Annotated in this window: 13 protein-coding genes and 3 tRNA genes; 9 read left to right on the forward strand and 7 right to left on the reverse strand. The window is 66.3% G+C overall.

The genetic code is table 11. The features are described from left to right. Window positions 1-25 precede the first annotated feature (25 nt). The gene (locus CT3_RS05390) at window positions 26-670 is read left to right on the forward strand and encodes a LemA family protein (RefSeq protein WP_083520528.1); all 645 of its coding nucleotides are present in this window, start codon (window positions 26-28) and stop codon (window positions 668-670) included. Between the two features lie 168 nt (window positions 671-838). Here the strand turns inward: CT3_RS05390 and CT3_RS05395 are convergent, their stop codons facing one another. The 5 genes from CT3_RS05395 to radC form a co-directional block, all read right to left on the reverse strand. After that, window positions 839-1,501 carry a Smr/MutS family protein gene (locus tag CT3_RS05395; protein WP_066539347.1) on the reverse strand — a complete coding sequence of 221 codons (663 nt, stop codon included), beginning with the start codon at window positions 1,499-1,501 and terminating at the stop codon, window positions 839-841. A 141-nt stretch (window positions 1,502-1,642) separates the two neighbouring features. Continuing rightward, entirely contained in the window at window positions 1,643-4,129 is a 2,487-nt protein-coding gene (locus tag CT3_RS05400; RefSeq protein ID WP_066539536.1) for a TonB-dependent siderophore receptor, read from the reverse strand. Window positions 4,130-4,354: 225 nt separating this feature from the next. Next, entirely contained in the window at window positions 4,355-5,362 is a 1,008-nt protein-coding gene (locus CT3_RS05405; RefSeq protein WP_066539346.1) for a FecR family protein, read from the reverse strand. After that, window positions 5,362-5,871 (reverse strand): sigma-70 family RNA polymerase sigma factor, encoded by a 510-nt coding sequence (locus CT3_RS05410; RefSeq protein ID WP_066539345.1) that lies wholly within the window; start codon window positions 5,869-5,871, stop codon window positions 5,362-5,364. The genes CT3_RS05405 and CT3_RS05410 overlap by 1 nt, the downstream gene beginning before the upstream one ends. A 99-nt stretch (window positions 5,872-5,970) precedes the next feature. Beyond that, window positions 5,971-6,684, reverse strand: coding sequence for a RadC family protein (gene radC / locus CT3_RS05415; RefSeq protein WP_066539343.1), 714 nt, complete (start codon window positions 6,682-6,684; stop codon window positions 5,971-5,973). A gap of 88 nt (window positions 6,685-6,772) precedes the next feature. On the opposite strand from radC, the gene CT3_RS05420 reads away from it, so the two are divergent. Together CT3_RS05420 and ispH are read left to right on the forward strand one after the other, a co-directional pair. Beyond that, window positions 6,773-7,240, forward strand: a complete 468-nt coding sequence (locus CT3_RS05420) for an FKBP-type peptidyl-prolyl cis-trans isomerase (RefSeq protein ID WP_066539341.1) — start codon at window positions 6,773-6,775, stop codon at window positions 7,238-7,240. Between the two features lies 1 nt (window position 7,241). Beyond that, window positions 7,242-8,231, forward strand: a complete 990-nt coding sequence (gene ispH / locus CT3_RS05425) for a 4-hydroxy-3-methylbut-2-enyl diphosphate reductase (RefSeq protein WP_172591863.1) — start codon at window positions 7,242-7,244, stop codon at window positions 8,229-8,231. 147 nt (window positions 8,232-8,378) lie between these two features. Here the strand turns inward: ispH and CT3_RS05430 are convergent, their stop codons facing one another. Then, window positions 8,379-8,663 carry a hypothetical protein gene (locus CT3_RS05430; protein ID WP_066539339.1) on the reverse strand — a complete coding sequence of 95 codons (285 nt, stop codon included), beginning with the start codon at window positions 8,661-8,663 and terminating at the stop codon, window positions 8,379-8,381. 106 nt (window positions 8,664-8,769) lie between these two features. Beyond that, entirely contained in the window at window positions 8,770-9,444 is a 675-nt protein-coding gene (locus tag CT3_RS05435; protein WP_066539532.1) for a CBS domain-containing protein, read from the reverse strand. 228 nt (window positions 9,445-9,672) lie between these two features. Here CT3_RS05435 and serS point away from each other — a divergent pair, with 228 nt between their 5' ends. From serS to ribD, 6 genes are all read left to right on the forward strand, one after another. Then, a complete protein-coding gene (serS, locus tag CT3_RS05440; RefSeq protein WP_066539337.1) occupies window positions 9,673-10,989 on the forward strand; it encodes a serine--tRNA ligase in 1,317 nt (438 codons plus the stop codon). Window positions 10,990-11,022: 33 nt separating this feature from the next. Continuing rightward, window positions 11,023-11,113 (forward strand) — tRNA-Ser (locus CT3_RS05445). Between the two features lie 2 nt (window positions 11,114-11,115). Continuing rightward, a tRNA-Arg gene (locus tag CT3_RS05450) sits at window positions 11,116-11,192 on the forward strand. Window positions 11,193-11,339: 147 nt separating this feature from the next. Beyond that, window positions 11,340-11,416, forward strand: a tRNA-Arg gene (locus CT3_RS05455). Window positions 11,417-11,501: 85 nt separating this feature from the next. Next, on the forward strand, window positions 11,502-12,062 hold the full coding sequence (gene greB, locus CT3_RS05460) for a transcription elongation factor GreB (RefSeq protein ID WP_066539335.1): 561 nt from the start codon (window positions 11,502-11,504) through the stop codon (window positions 12,060-12,062). A 296-nt stretch (window positions 12,063-12,358) separates the two neighbouring features. After that, complete coding sequence (gene ribD, locus CT3_RS05465) at window positions 12,359-13,444, forward strand: bifunctional diaminohydroxyphosphoribosylaminopyrimidine deaminase/5-amino-6-(5-phosphoribosylamino)uracil reductase RibD (RefSeq protein WP_255503402.1); 1,086 nt, start codon at window positions 12,359-12,361, stop codon at window positions 13,442-13,444. The last annotated feature ends 30 nt before the right edge of the window (window positions 13,445-13,474 follow it).

A 13,474-nucleotide genomic window follows, 5' to 3' on the forward strand; every position in this document is an offset into this window, starting at 1 on the left:
GCCATCCAATAAGAGGGAGGCGCATATGGCAACAGGCGGGTGGGGCGTGCTGGTGGCGATCGTGCTGGCATTGCTGTGGGTGGCCTTGGCTTACAACCGTCTGCGTGTGCTGCACCACAGGGTGGAGACTGCCTACGGGCAGATCGATGTGCAGCTCAAGCGCCGCCACGATCTGATCCCCAACCTGGTGGAGGTGGCCCGCGCCCACATGGTGCATGAAGCCGCCACGCTGGAGGCCGTGATCCGCGCCCGCTGCATTGCCCAGGGCGCTGCCAGTACCGCCCGCCGGCACCCCGGCCAACCCGGTGCCATGGGCGCTCTGGCTATGGCCGAGCAGAGTCTGAATGAGCAACTGGGCCAGTTTCGTCTGCAGGCCGAAGCCTATCCCCAGCTGCAGGACGACGAACGCATGCTGCAGCTGCGTGAAGCACTGGGCAGCACCGAAAACCGCATGGGTCTGGCGCGCCAGGCCTATAACAGCCAGGTCGCGGACTACAACCGCCGCGCCGGTCGCTTTCCCGATCTGTTGCTGGCGCGGCTGATCGGCTTTGCCCATCTGGACCTGCTGCAGGCTGCCGAAGGTGTGCCGGCGCAGGGCGAGCCCAGAGGTGTTTCTGATCCCGAGGTTGCAGCCGCCGCGCTGCAGGCGAGCAGGCCATGTGCCAGTTGACCGCCTGAAAGTGCATGCGGTGGTGGTGCGTGGATGCCCTGGCGATCTGCAGGCGTACTGACACTGCCGCGGTCGTGGGCTCCTGCGCCGGGTGAGCGCGTCACCGGGGTGAGCCAGTGCCGCCACATCCGCGGCAGCAGCAGGGTGTAAGCAAGCCCCCGGTTGCCGTCAGCCGCCGGGGACCCAGCGCTTGCCGGGCTGCAGCAGCACCACCAGCGCACCGGCCCCGCCTTCGGCCGGGCGGGCCTGCACAAAAGCCAGCACCTCTTTCTTCTGCACCAGCCAGCTTTGCACCCGGCCTTTGAGCACCGGTGTCTTGCCCGGTGAGCCCAGGCCTTTGCCGTGCACCACCCGCACACAGCGCAGGCCGGTGCGGTGCGACAGGCGGATGAACTGGCCCAGCGCCTCGCGTGCCTCGTCCACGCGCAGGCCGTGCAGGTCCAGCTGGCGCTGGATGCTCCACTGGCCGCCGCGCAGCTTGTGCGTCACATCGGTGCCAATGCCGGGGCGGCGGAAGCTCAACTGGTCGTCGGTGTCCAGCAAGGTGCTGACATCGAACTCGTCGCTCATGGCTTCCATCAGCACGCGCTGCTCGTCCAGCACGAACTGGATGGGTTCGGGCGCGGGCACCGGCGCTTCCAGAGCGGCCTGGTTGTGGGTGGGCAGCGGGGTCACATCCCCCACGCTGAGCACGAACAGATTGCGTTCGCGCTCTACGCGGGCAGCGGCTTCGCGCCGCGCCTGGGCTTCGGCCTCTGCACGCGCAGCTGCCTGCGCCAGGTGCTGGCGCAGCGGCTGGAGGTCCTGCAGTGAATGGGCTTTGAGCATCATGGAAGCCCGTTTGTACCGGATAAACCAAGTCCATGGATGGCACACAGGGCTTTGTCGTTCCTCGTCAGCTACGGCGACAGACGGGGACGGTCGCCCAGGGTGCCCTGCCCGGGCACCCCGGTGCGCTGCAGTGGCGCAGCCTCAGTACTGGTAGCGCACGGTCACGGCAAAGCTGCGCGGGGTTCCGGTCATCAGATTGCCCCAGTTGGCACGGCTGGGGATGGTCTGGTAGTAGTGCTTGTCCGTGGCATTGCGCACATTGAACTGCACGCTCAGGTGGCGGTCATGCTGGTAGTTGGCGTGCAGGTTCAGCAGGGTGTAGCTGCCCTGGGCCAGGTTGGGCAGCAGGCTGCTGTGGGTGCCGCTTTGCATCTGCACATCGCCGCCCAGGCGCCACTGGCCGCCGGGCAGGCGGTAGTCGGTGGCCAGTTTCAGCAGTTTGCGCGGGGTGAGGGTGTCGTAGTCCATGCCGTGGCTGCTGCCCTGCACATACTTGGGGTGGCTGTAGCTGTAGCCCGCGCTCAGGTTCCAGCCCGGCAGGGGGGAGCCGGAGGCTTCGATCTCGAAGCCGCGGTTGCGCACCTTGCCGCCTTCGGTGTAGCAGCTGCTGGTGCCGGAGGTGCCGCAGGTGGGGTCGAGGTCCAGTTCTTCGGGCAGGTTGGTCAGCTCGGACTGGAACACCGACAGCGCGGTCTGCAGGCGGCTGTCGAAGAAGCTGCTCTTGATGCCGGTTTCGTAGTTGTTGCCCTTGACGGGGTCCAGCAGGCCGCCGGGGCCGAAGTAGTCCTGGATCTGGTAGATGCTGGTGTAGCTGGCGTAGAGGCTGTGGTGGCCGTTCAGGTCGTAGACCAGGCCGGCATAGGGAATGAACTGGCGGCCCGTGGCGTAGGGTTCGTTCACATAAGGGCTTTGGACATCGTATTCGGCCCAGCTCAGGCGGCTGCCGATGATGACGCTGAGGGCATCGGTGGCGCGCAGCCGGGTGGCGGCGTACAGGCCTTTTTCGCTGCGCTGGTAACGGTAGTTGGCCGGCTTGGCGTAGTTGATGATGGGGACCGGAATGGCCCAGTAGTCGAAGTTGGTGATATCGACGATGGGGGTGTTGGTGGCCGAGTAGATGGGGAAGGCAAAGTCATCCTTGCGGTGGCTGGCACCCAGCATCAGCTCGTGTTCGCGGCCCCAGAGCGTGATCGGACCGCTGGCCTTGAGGTCGAACGCCAGTTGCTTGTCGGTGTAGTCCACATCCACGGCCACCAGGCGGTAGAGATCGTCCGAGCCGCTGACCCGTGCCGGGTAGGAGGCCAGGTAGTCGGCATTGGAGCGCATCACATTGACCGCGCCCGTGACCTTCCAGCCGTTGCCGAACTGGTGGCTCAGCTCGCTGAACAGGGTGTAGTTGTCGCGGTTCAGGTGGGCCCAGGGGCCTGCCAGCGAGATGGAGCGGGGCAGCTGGTAGAACGAGCCGTCGGGCCGGGTGTTCAGCCCGCCCCATTCATAGCCGCGGTGGCGGTCCCGCTGGACGGTGGCGCCCAGCGTCAGCAAGGTGTCCGGGCTCAGGTCGGCTTCCAGGATGCCGTAGAGCAACTGGTTGTCCTTGCCGGAGCCGGTTTTGTAGCTGTTGCCGTTGTTGGCATAGGCCACGGCACGGCCGCGCAGCGTGCCGGCTTCGTTCAGCGGGCCGGCCACATCGACCTGGGCACGGTAATCGGCCCAGGAGCCGGCGCCGACTTCGCCCTTGAGCTGGAATTCCCGCGTAGGGCGCTTGCGCACCAGATTGATGGCGCCGGACGGGTTGCCTGACCCCTGCATCAGACCGTTGGCACCGCGCACGAATTCCACGCGGTCGTAGATCACCAGGTTGTTGCCGGACATGGCGTCCATCGAGTAGTTCTCGGACATGCTGACCGACATGCCGTCGATCTGCAGGTCGCTGACCTGCAGGCCGCGCGCGTAGTAGACCGAGCGCTCGGTGCCGTTCTTGGAGTAGCTGATGCCGGTGGCCGCGTTGGCCACGTCGTCCAGCGACTGCATGTTCTGGTCCAGGATCTGCTGCCGCGTGACCACGGTGACGGCCTGGGGCGTTTCCCGTTGTGTCAGCGACAGGCCGGTGGCCATGCGACTGGGGCCGGTCGCGGTGTAGCTGGTGGAGCCCTCGGTCACGCCATTGAGTTCCGGCGCGGCCTTGACGGTGACTTCCTTCAAGGTGGCGCTGTCGCCGCTGCTGCTGACCGGTGCCGGCGGGTTGCCCGGCACCACGGTCAAGGTGCCGCTGGTGGTCACGGCCAGTTGCAGGCCGCTGCCGGCCAGGGCGCGCTGCGCGGCCTGCTCGGCGCTCAGTGCGCCCACCACGGGGGCTGCCTGCTTACCGGCCAGCAGCGCGGGGTCGGCACTGATGCGGCGGCCGCCTTCGCGGGCGATGCGCGCCAGGGTGTCGCCCAGCGGGCCGGCGGGCAGATTCCATTGCAGCACGGCTGCGCTGCGGGACGTGGGCGGCGTGGTGGTCTGTGCGTGGGCGAGCGGGATCTGGGCCAGCAGGCCCCATGCCAAGGCCAGCACCAGGGGCGAGTGGCGGTGGGGCGGCGTGCGGGAGGCAAGCGATGCGAAAGAAGGCGAGAGCGGTGCAACCATGGTGCAGACCATCCTTGTGAGGGCAATGAGAAAAAAACGGGTTCTTTGGTCTGTCCAACGGGGTGGGACAAAACCCTCACGAAATGGAAAATTTTTTTCAAGAGGCAGTGGTGTGCGTCTCCACCCGGGCGGCCTGCCGCGGTGGCTGGAGGCTGTCGGGCGGGAACGTCCGGAGCCCCCAGGGGGGAATCCGTTGCGCTGCACCGGTGCCGTGCGGCCCTGGCTTCAGGTGCGCGGGGGCGCCAGGTCGATCAGCGTCAGCCACTGGCCCCAGTGGCGCACCCGGATGGGATGGGTGTCCACCAGGTCCTGGAGCACCTGCCGCGGGTGCTCCAGCGCAAACACGCCAAAGATGCGCAGCTGCGCGGCTTCGGGGCTGATGCGCAGCAGCCCGGGCTGGTAGGGGCGCAGCGCATCGATGACCTCGCCCAGTGGCTGGTTGCGCACATCGATCAGGCCGTCGGCCCAGGCGGCGGGGGCACTGCCGCGTTCCAGCAGGGTGATCTGCGTGTCGGTGAATTGGGCGCTTTCGCCCTGCTGCAAGCTGCGCTGCTGGCCACTGGCGGTGGTGATGCGCACGCTGTGTTCCAGCACCTGCACCAGGGTGCTGCCGGACTGCTGGCGCACCATGAAGCGTGTGCCCAGCGCCTGGGCCGTGCCTTGGGCACTTTGCACGGTGAAAGGGCGGAGCACGCCGGGCAACCGTGACACCTGGGCGATCAACGCGCCTTCACGCAGCTGCACCAGTCGCTGCGTGCTGCTGAAGGCAATGTCCACGGCGGAGCCTGCGTCCAGCAGCAAGGTGCTGCCGTCGGCCAGCTGCTGCTGCAGGCGTTCCCCGGTGCCGGTATGCAGATCGGCCACCAGGGCGGGAAAAGGGGTGTTGCGGCTGGCCAGCCAGGACGTACCCAGGCTGGCCAGCACCACGGCTAGGCCCGAGCCCAGCAGCTTGCGCCGCCGCGCCTGGGTGGGGATCGGGGCCAGCAGCGCCTGGCGGCTGGCATGGTGGACGCCAGCGCTGCTGCGTTGCAGCTGCTGCATGGCTGCGCCCATGCTGCCTTGCAGCCGGGCGTGCAGATGGTTCCAGGCCTGGCGGTGCAGCGGATCCTGCGCCAGCCATTGCTCCAGGGCCTGTTGCAACTGGGCATCCGCCTGGTGGGGCGGATCCAGACGCAGCAGCCAGTCCACGGCCTGTTCCAGGGCCCAGCCGGGCAGTGCAGGTGTGGGCGACATCACCACAGCGGCTCGGGCAGGGTGCACAGGTGCAGCAAGGCCTGCTTCTGGTAGCGCTCGGCCGTGGAGAGGGATACGCCCAGGTGGGTTGCGATATCGCTGTGGCTCAGGCCGTCGAGCTGGCGCAGCAACAAGGCCTGGCGCACCTTGGGCGGCAGACCGCCCAGCCAGAGATCCAGTGTGTGGATGGCCTCGCACACCAGGGCATAGTCCTCGGCCGAGGGAGCCAGTGCGGGCGGTTGCTGGGCCAGGGCATCCAGCCAGGCCTGTTCCAGCTCACGCCGGCGCCAGAAGTTGTAGAGCACCCGCTGCGCCAGGGTGGTCAGGTAGGCACGCGGCTCCAGAATGGCCTGGGCCTGGCGGCCGGTAATGACGCGCACAAACGTGTCCTGGGCCAGATCCGCCGCCTGGTGCGAATCCCCGAGCCTGCGGCGCAGCCAGCCATGCAGCCATTTGCCGTGGTCGACATACAGGGTGTGGACCGGATCGGTGGTGGCAGGCGCGGACATGGGAGTAGATGAATGCAAATGAGAGTTTTTCTCATTATATGGCGGTGCCGCACCTGGCTGCGGCCTGCGCCGGTGCGGGGCCGGGGTGTTGCCTGGCTGCTACATCCAGCCGGCTTCGGCCATGGACAGTGCCGCACCCGGGCCGACGATCACATGGTCCAGCACGCGCACATCCACCAGGGCCAGGGCGGAGGTCAGGGTGCGGGTCAGCTCCTTGTCGGCCGGACTGGGCTGCACGCTGCCACTGGGGTGGTTGTGTGACAGGATCACGGCGCCGGCTTGGTGGTGCAGGGCGCGCAGCACCACTTCACGGGGGTAGACCGCGGTGGCGGTGAGGGTGCCGCGAAACAGCTCTTCGAGCGCGATCAGGCGGTGCTGGCTGTCCAGAAACAGAGCGGCAAACACCTCGTGCGGGCGTGGTGCCAGATGCAGCTGCAGGTAGTGCTGCACCGTCTGCGGGTCGGTGAACACGGTGCGCTCGCGCAGCTGCTGGGCGGTGGCACGTTTGGCCAGTTCCATCACGGCCAATAGTTCGGCACGCTTGGCCGGACCCAGCCCCTTGATGCGCGCTAGATCCTGGGCGTTGGCATTCAGCAGGCCGGCGAGGCCGTCAAACCCGCCCTGGGGCAGGCCGGTCTCCGGGTGGCGGCCCGGGGCATCGAGCAGGCTTTGCGCCAGTTGCAGCACCCCGCAGCCCGCCAGGCCGGTGCGCAGCAAAATCGCCAGCAGTTCGGCGTCGGCCAGTGCGGCAGGGCCGCGGGCCAGCAGTTTTTCACGGGGTTGGGCGTCGGTGGGCAGGTCTTTGAGGGCCATGGGCAGTGCGGTCGGACCACGCTATGCGCGTGGAGGCTGCGGGGGCATGTGCGGCTTTTTACAATAGCGGCAGATTAACGGGACATCCATGACGACCACCACCCACGCATCCGTGCCCACCGTACAGCCGGGCTCCTTCCTCACACTGCATTACCGTCTGGCCGGTCCGGCCGGTGACGTGATCAACACTTTCAGCGAAAAGCCCGCCACCCTGTCGCTGGGCGCAGGTGAGCTGTCGCCTGCGATGGAAGAGCAACTGCTGGGCCTGGCCGAAGGCACGCACACCACGTTCGAGCTGCCTGCGGGCGCTGCCTTTGGGGATCGCAACCCCGACATGGTGCAGTGGGTGGCGCGCAAGCTGATGAACGAGCTGGGCGACCCGCACGAGCAGTACAGCGCCGGCGATGTGGTGCAGTTCCCCACGCCCGACGGCCTGGGTCAGTACGCCGGCGCCGTGGTGCAGGTGCGCGAGGACGGAGCCGTGCTGTTCGACTTCAACCACCCGCTGGCCGGCCAGCCGGTGACGTTCGAAGTCAAGATCATCGGGGTGCTCTGAGGTGCAGGGCGCCAAGGAAATCCTGATGGCCGAGCCGCGCGGCTTCTGCGCCGGCGTGGACCGTGCCATCGAGATCGTGGAGCGCGCACTGGCCAAGTTCGGCGCACCCATCTACGTGCGCCACGAGATCGTGCACAACACCTTTGTGGTCAACGACCTCAAGGCCAAGGGGGCCATCTTCATTGAGGAACTGGACGAAGTGCCGCCTGGGGCCACGCTGATTTTCAGCGCCCATGGCGTGAGCAAGGCGGTGCAGCTGGAAGCCCAGGCGCGCGGTTTTTCCATCTTTGACGCGACCTGCCCGCTGGTCACCAAGGTGCATGTGGAAGTGGCCAAGCTGGCCAAGGAAGGCTACGAGTTCCTGATGATCGGCCACAAGGGCCACCCGGAAGTCGAAGGCACCATGGGCCAGCTCTCCGAAGGCATCCACCTAGTGGAAGACGAGGCCGATGTGGCCACCGTGGCGCCGCGCCAGACCGAAAAGCTGGCGGTGGTCACGCAGACCACGCTGTCCGTGGACGATGCTGCCGGCATCATGGCGGCCATCAAGCTGCGCTTTCCACAGGTGCGCCAGCCCAAGCAGCAGGATATCTGCTACGCCACGCAGAACCGCCAGGACGCCATCAAGGTGCTGGCGCCGCAGGTGGACGTGGTGATTGTGGTGGGCAGCCCCACCAGCTCCAACAGCAACCGCCTGCGCGAGCTGGCCGCCCGCCTGGGCACGCCGGCCTACATGGTGGACAACGCGGGCGAGCTGAAGGAAGAGTGGTTTGCCAATGCGGCCCGCGTCGGCCTGACGGCGGGAGCCTCGGCACCCGAGGTGCTGGTGCACGACGTGATCGCCCGGGTGCGCAGCTTGGGCGCGGTGTCGGTGCGCAAGATGGACGGTATCGAAGAGACGGTGAAGTTCCCCCTGCCCAAGGGCCTGAAGATCGACGCGGCCACGGGGCTGGAGATCGAGGTGCGCAAGACGCCGGAAACCGGCGCCTGAAAAAGGCTGTGCAGGCTGCGGCGGCGGCCTGCTCCTCTCTCAATCTCTCTATCTCTCAAGATCAGGACGTCCCATTTTTTGGGACGTTCCTTTTTGGGGGAATCCAGCCGCCGCGTGGGCCCGCCGGCAGCCGTTAGCTGGCAGTGTTCAGCGGTGCATGGCCAGGGTCAGCGGCACCGGACGGTGGCGCAGCAGGCCCTTGGCGGCGCAGGCGCTGGTCACCACGGCCAGCACCAGGCTGGCGCGCCAGGTGGCGGCGCCCGACAGGCTGCTCCACCAGGTCAGCACGGCCAGCGCCAGGGCGGCCAGGGCGCTGCCCAGCATCAGCAAGGCCAGCGCAGCGGCGCGCGCCGGATTGGGCGCCTGGCGGTCCAGCGGCCAGAAAGCCAGGGTGGCGGTGCCCAGCAAAGCCAGCAGACAGAGCGTGAACATGGTCCTTCCTCCCTTTAACAAGTCTCTGCAGTATGCAGTGCAAGCCAAATGCGCACAGCCTGCTATGGATTGATCGCGTTGTCTGTACAGGACTGCCCGTAGCGCATCAGCTCCACAAATCCAGAGGTGGGTCGCTGGCAATCGCCTTGAGCAGGTCGGTGCGCGAGATGAAGCCGGCCAGGTGGCCCTGCTCATCGGTCACGGGCAGGCCGGGCAGCCCATTGTCCAGCAGCACACCGGCCACGCGACGTAGGTCGGTGTCTTCCGCCACGGTGGGCACGGGCGTCACCATCACCTCAGACACCGGGCGGCGCGCCAAGGCAATGGCGTCGCGCACCGCACCGGGGGTGGGCAGCAGGTCCAGCGGGGCCATGTCGGCACGCAGCAGCAAGCCGATCACCTGCTGGGCATCGTTGAGCACCGGCGCCTGGCTGACACGGTGCAGGGCCAGGGTCTGCCAGGCATCGTTGACCATGCTGCGTGGCGAGACGGTGAGGGCGCCGCGTGTCATCACATCCCGTACCAGGCTCAGCGGGCGGCGCTCTTCCTTGGGGCCCTGGGCGGCGCTGGCGTAGGCAGACACCGCACTTTGCGCCGGCGCGCGGCGCAGCGTGGTCTCGGTGGACGGTTGCGGCAACAGGGTGCTGGAATCGGTGTCGGTGTCGGCGACCAGCGTGTTCAATGCCTGGGGGCGCTGCACGCGGCGCACCGGGGCGATCTGCGACAGCCGTTCCGGCCCGCCGTGGTACATGGGGCCGTTGATGCCAAATACATAAAACATGGTGTTTCCCTCGTGCTGGTCGGTCTGTGCGCGCCATGGGCCGCCCACTGCAGTGCGCTCTCCATGCTATCGGCATCTGCGCGCTTTTCTTGTGCCCGGTTTCGCTGACAGTCCGGCTTCGCATCTGGCGGGGCAGGTCGGGGAACGCGGGGTGCGGGGCCATGCCGGCGCGGCATGCAAGCCACTGCGGCGCGCGCAGCGGCGGCGGCGCCACTAAAATCGCGCTCTATGCTCGACATTCAACTTCTCCGCAAAGACCTGGACTCGGTCGTCGCCCGACTGCTGACCCGCAAGAACCCCCAAGCCTTCCTGAACGTGGAAGCCTTCAAGGCCCTGGAATCGGAACGCAAGTCCATCCAGACGCGCACCGAGGAACTGCAGTCCAAGCGCAACCAGCTGTCCAAGCAGATCGGCATGCTGATGGGCAAGGGTGAGAAAGACGCCGCCGAAGCCGCCAAGGCCGAGGTGGCCGCCATGAAGACCGAGCTGGAGCAGTCCGCCGCACGCCTGGAGCAGATCCAGACCGAGCTGCAGGCAATGCTGGTGGCCGTGCCCAATCTGCCGCACGCCTCGGTGCCCGTGGGTGCGGATGAGGAAGGCAATGTGGAAGTGCGTCGCTGGGGCACGCCCAGGACGTTCGACTTCGACATCAAGGACCATGTGGACCTGGGCACCCCCCTGGGCCTGGACTTTGAATCCGGCATCAAGCTCAGCGGTGCCCGTTTCACCGTGATGAAGGGGCAGATCGCCCGCCTGCACCGCGCGCTGGCGCAGTTCATGGTCGATCTGCAGACCGAAGCGCATGGCTACACCGAATGCTATGTGCCCTATATCGTCAACAGCGACTCGCTCAAGGGCACGGGCCAGCTGCCCAAGTTCGAACAGGACCTGTTTGCGGCCAAGAAGGGCGGGCAGGACGCCGAGCCGGTGCCTGACACCGCCGCGCTGTACCTGATTCCCACGTCGGAAGTGCCACTGACCAATCTGGTGCGTGACGAAGTGCTGGCCGAAGAGCAGTTGCCGATCAAGCTGACGGCGCACAGCCCCTGCTTCCGCTCGGAAGCCGGTTCGTCCGGCCGCGACACCCGTGGTCTGATCCGCCAGCATCAGTTCGACAAGGTCGAGATGGTGCAGATCGTGCACCCCGACAAGAGCTACGAAGCGCTGGAAGAGATGACGGTGCATGCCGAGCAGGTGCTCCAGAAGCTGGGCCTGCCTTACCGTGTGGTCAGCCTGTGCACCGGCGACATGGGCTTTGGCGCCGCCAAGACCTATGACCTGGAAGTGTGGGTGCCTGCCCAGAATGTGTACCGCGAAATCAGCTCGGTCTCCAACTGCGAAGCCTTCCAGGCCCGTCGCATGCAGGCGCGCTTCAAGAATGCCCAGGGCAAGAACGAACTGGTCCATACCTTGAACGGTTCCGGCCTGGCCGTGGGCCGTACGCTGGTCGCCGTACTGGAGAATTACCAGAACGCGGATGGCTCCATCACGGTGCCCGAAGCACTGGTTTCGTACATGGGTGGCAAAACTTTGCTGAAGGCCTGATTTTTTAGGCTACAATAGATGCTTCGACACACCGGAGAGGTGGCAGAGTGGTCGAATGTACCTGACTCGAAATCAGGCGTACGTGAATAACGTACCGTGGGTTCGAATCCCACCCTCTCCGCCAATGCGGCTGTAGCTCAGCTGGATAGAGTACTTGGCTACGAACCAAGGGGTCGTGGGTTCGATTCCTGCCAGCCGCACCAGATACAAGCCCCAGAAACGAAAGTTTCTGGGGCTTTTGTCTATTTGTGAAGGCCTTGCTTTTCAGCGTCATGGAAAACAAGCTTCTTCCAAAGAAATTTGGAATTTCGAAAGTAAGACAATAAAACTGTCCTATAATCGATAGCTTAGCGGCTGTAGCTCAGCTGGATAGAGTACTTGGCTACGAACCAAGGGGTCGTGGGTTCGATTCCTGCCAGCCGCACCAAACGTCAAGCCTCAGAACAGAAATGTTCTGAGGCTTTTTCGTTTTCGGCGTGGGCGCGGCGCGGATGTGTGAAGATGGGCAGCCTATGAACAAGGCCTTCACCAAAGAATCCGACGGGGATGATGATGACGATCAGCCCGGCTTGCCGCCTTTGCCCGCAGGTGGCAAGAACTACATGACGCCTGCAGGTTGCCAGCGGCTCAGGGCCGAGTTGCTGGAGCTGATCGACAACGAACGTCCCAAGATCGTGGATGTGGTGCACTGGGCGGCCAGCAATGGCGACCGCTCGGAAAATGGCGACTACCTGTACGGCAAGAAGCGGCTGCGTGAGATCGACCGCCGCATCCGCTTTCTGACCAAGCGCCTGGAAATTGCCGAAGTGGTGGACCCTGCTGTGCACCATGGCAGCGACCAGGTCTACTTCGGCGCCACGGTCACCTATGCCGACGACGAAGGTGAAGAGCGCACCATCACGATTCTGGGGATTGATGAGGCGGACAGCAGCCAGGGGCAGGTGAGCTGGATTGCGCCGGTTTCGCGTGCCTTGCTGAAAGCGCGCGTAGGGGATGAGGTGCCGCTGCCGACGCCGGGTGGCGTGCGCATGCTGGAAGTGCTGGAGGTGCGCTACCCGCCGCCTGCTGATTAGAGGGCGCTTGCGCAAGCTACCGCGCCGTCCGGTGGCGGGCGGGGTGCGGCTGCGTGGATAAGGGTGCGATGGGCGGCGGAAAATCGGGATGCGGAGGTCCTGGTGTGGACTGGTGCCAAAACCCGGGACAATGACGGCGGCCTGCATGCCGCCGCTGTCAAGGCGCTGGCTTGGTGCTGCCAATGGCTGGTTCCGGGGTGTGCGGTGCCGGTGGCGTGGCGAATAAATGGCCGATTCGGATGGGAGTGCACATGGGTGACAGTCAGCAGCAGCCGCACAGCGAGGCTGCTTTTTTTATGAACCGGGCTTTGGAATTGGCGCAGCAGGCGATGAACCGCACCTCGCCCAATCCCCGGGTGGGTTGTGTGCTGGTCAATCCGCAGGGGCAGGTGGTGGGCGAAGGTGCCACGCAGAAGGCCGGTGGCCCGCATGCCGAGGTCATGGCGCTGCGGGATGCGGCGGGGCGCGGTCAGCAGGTGCAGGGTGCCACGGCCTATGTCACGCTGGAACCCTGTGCTCACACCGGGCGGACCGGGCCCTGCTGCGTGGCCTTGTCCGAGGCCGGGGTGGCCAAGGTGGTGGTGGCCTTGCTGGATCCCAATCCCCGTGTGGCGGGGCAGGGCATTGCCCATCTGCGCGCCCATGGCATTGCCGTGGAAGTGGGGGAGGGGGCTGCCCAGGCGCGTGAGCTGAATCTGGGCTTTCTGAGCCGCATGGTGCGCGGCCAGCCGTGGGTGCGCATGAAGGCGGCCACGTCTCTGGATGGGAAAACGGCGCTGCCCAACGGGCAAAGCCAGTGGATCACAGGGCCTGCGGCGCGCGAAGACGGCCAGGTCTGGCGCGCCCGGGCCTGTGCCATCCTGACGGGGGTGGGGACGGTGCTGGCGGACAATCCGCGCCTGGATGTGCGCAGCCTGCCCACGGAGCGCCAGCCGCGCCTGGTGATTGCCGATAGCCAGTTGCGTACGCCGCCCGATGCCGCGCTGTTCGCGGCCGACCGGCAGGTGCTGATCTATGCCGCCCAGCTGCAGGGGGCGCGCGCCGAGGCGCTGCAGGCACGCGGTGCGGTGCTGGTGGAAATGCCGGATGCCCGGGGACGGGTGGATGTGTCTGCCATGCTGCGGGATCTGGCGCGGCGCGAAGTCAACGAACTGCATGTGGAGGCGGGGGCCGTGCTCAATGGTGCGGTGATTGCCTGCGGCATGCTGGATGAGCTGCTGTTGTATCTGGCGCCCAGCTTGCTGGGGCCGGGGGCGGACATGGCGCAGTGGGGGCCGCTGACGGATCTGGCCCAGCGCGTACCGCTGGCATTTCACGATGTGGTGCCGGTCGGTGGAGACCTGCGGGTGCTGGCCCGTGTCCCGGGACGCGACCAATTCTGAGGCTCTGACCGGCTGGAAGGGTTGCGCTGG

It is taken from the genome of Comamonas terrigena NBRC 13299, from assembly GCF_006740045.1.
In the GTDB taxonomy this organism is placed as follows: Bacteria; Pseudomonadota; Gammaproteobacteria; order Burkholderiales; family Burkholderiaceae_C; genus Comamonas; species Comamonas terrigena.

Coding starts and splice junctions, on each gene's coding strand:
- CT3_RS05390 (WP_083520528.1), top strand. CDS start 26: ATGGCAACAGGCGGGTGGGGCGTGCTGGTGGCGATCGTGCTGGCATTG.
- CT3_RS05395 (WP_066539347.1), bottom strand. CDS start 1,501: ATGATGCTCAAAGCCCATTCACTGCAGGACCTCCAGCCGCTGCGCCAG.
- CT3_RS05400 (WP_066539536.1), bottom strand. CDS start 4,129: ATGGTTGCACCGCTCTCGCCTTCTTTCGCATCGCTTGCCTCCCGCACG.
- CT3_RS05405 (WP_066539346.1), bottom strand. CDS start 5,362: ATGTCGCCCACACCTGCACTGCCCGGCTGGGCCCTGGAACAGGCCGTG.
- CT3_RS05410 (WP_066539345.1), bottom strand. CDS start 5,871: ATGTCCGCGCCTGCCACCACCGATCCGGTCCACACCCTGTATGTCGAC.
- radC (WP_066539343.1), bottom strand. CDS start 6,684: ATGGCCCTCAAAGACCTGCCCACCGACGCCCAACCCCGTGAAAAACTG.
- CT3_RS05420 (WP_066539341.1), top strand. CDS start 6,773: ATGACGACCACCACCCACGCATCCGTGCCCACCGTACAGCCGGGCTCC.
- CT3_RS05430 (WP_066539339.1), bottom strand. CDS start 8,663: ATGTTCACGCTCTGTCTGCTGGCTTTGCTGGGCACCGCCACCCTGGCT.
- CT3_RS05435 (WP_066539532.1), bottom strand. CDS start 9,444: ATGTTTTATGTATTTGGCATCAACGGCCCCATGTACCACGGCGGGCCG.
- serS (WP_066539337.1), top strand. CDS start 9,673: ATGCTCGACATTCAACTTCTCCGCAAAGACCTGGACTCGGTCGTCGCC.
- greB (WP_066539335.1), top strand. CDS start 11,502: ATGAACAAGGCCTTCACCAAAGAATCCGACGGGGATGATGATGACGAT.
- ribD (WP_255503402.1), top strand. CDS start 12,359: ATGAACCGGGCTTTGGAATTGGCGCAGCAGGCGATGAACCGCACCTCG.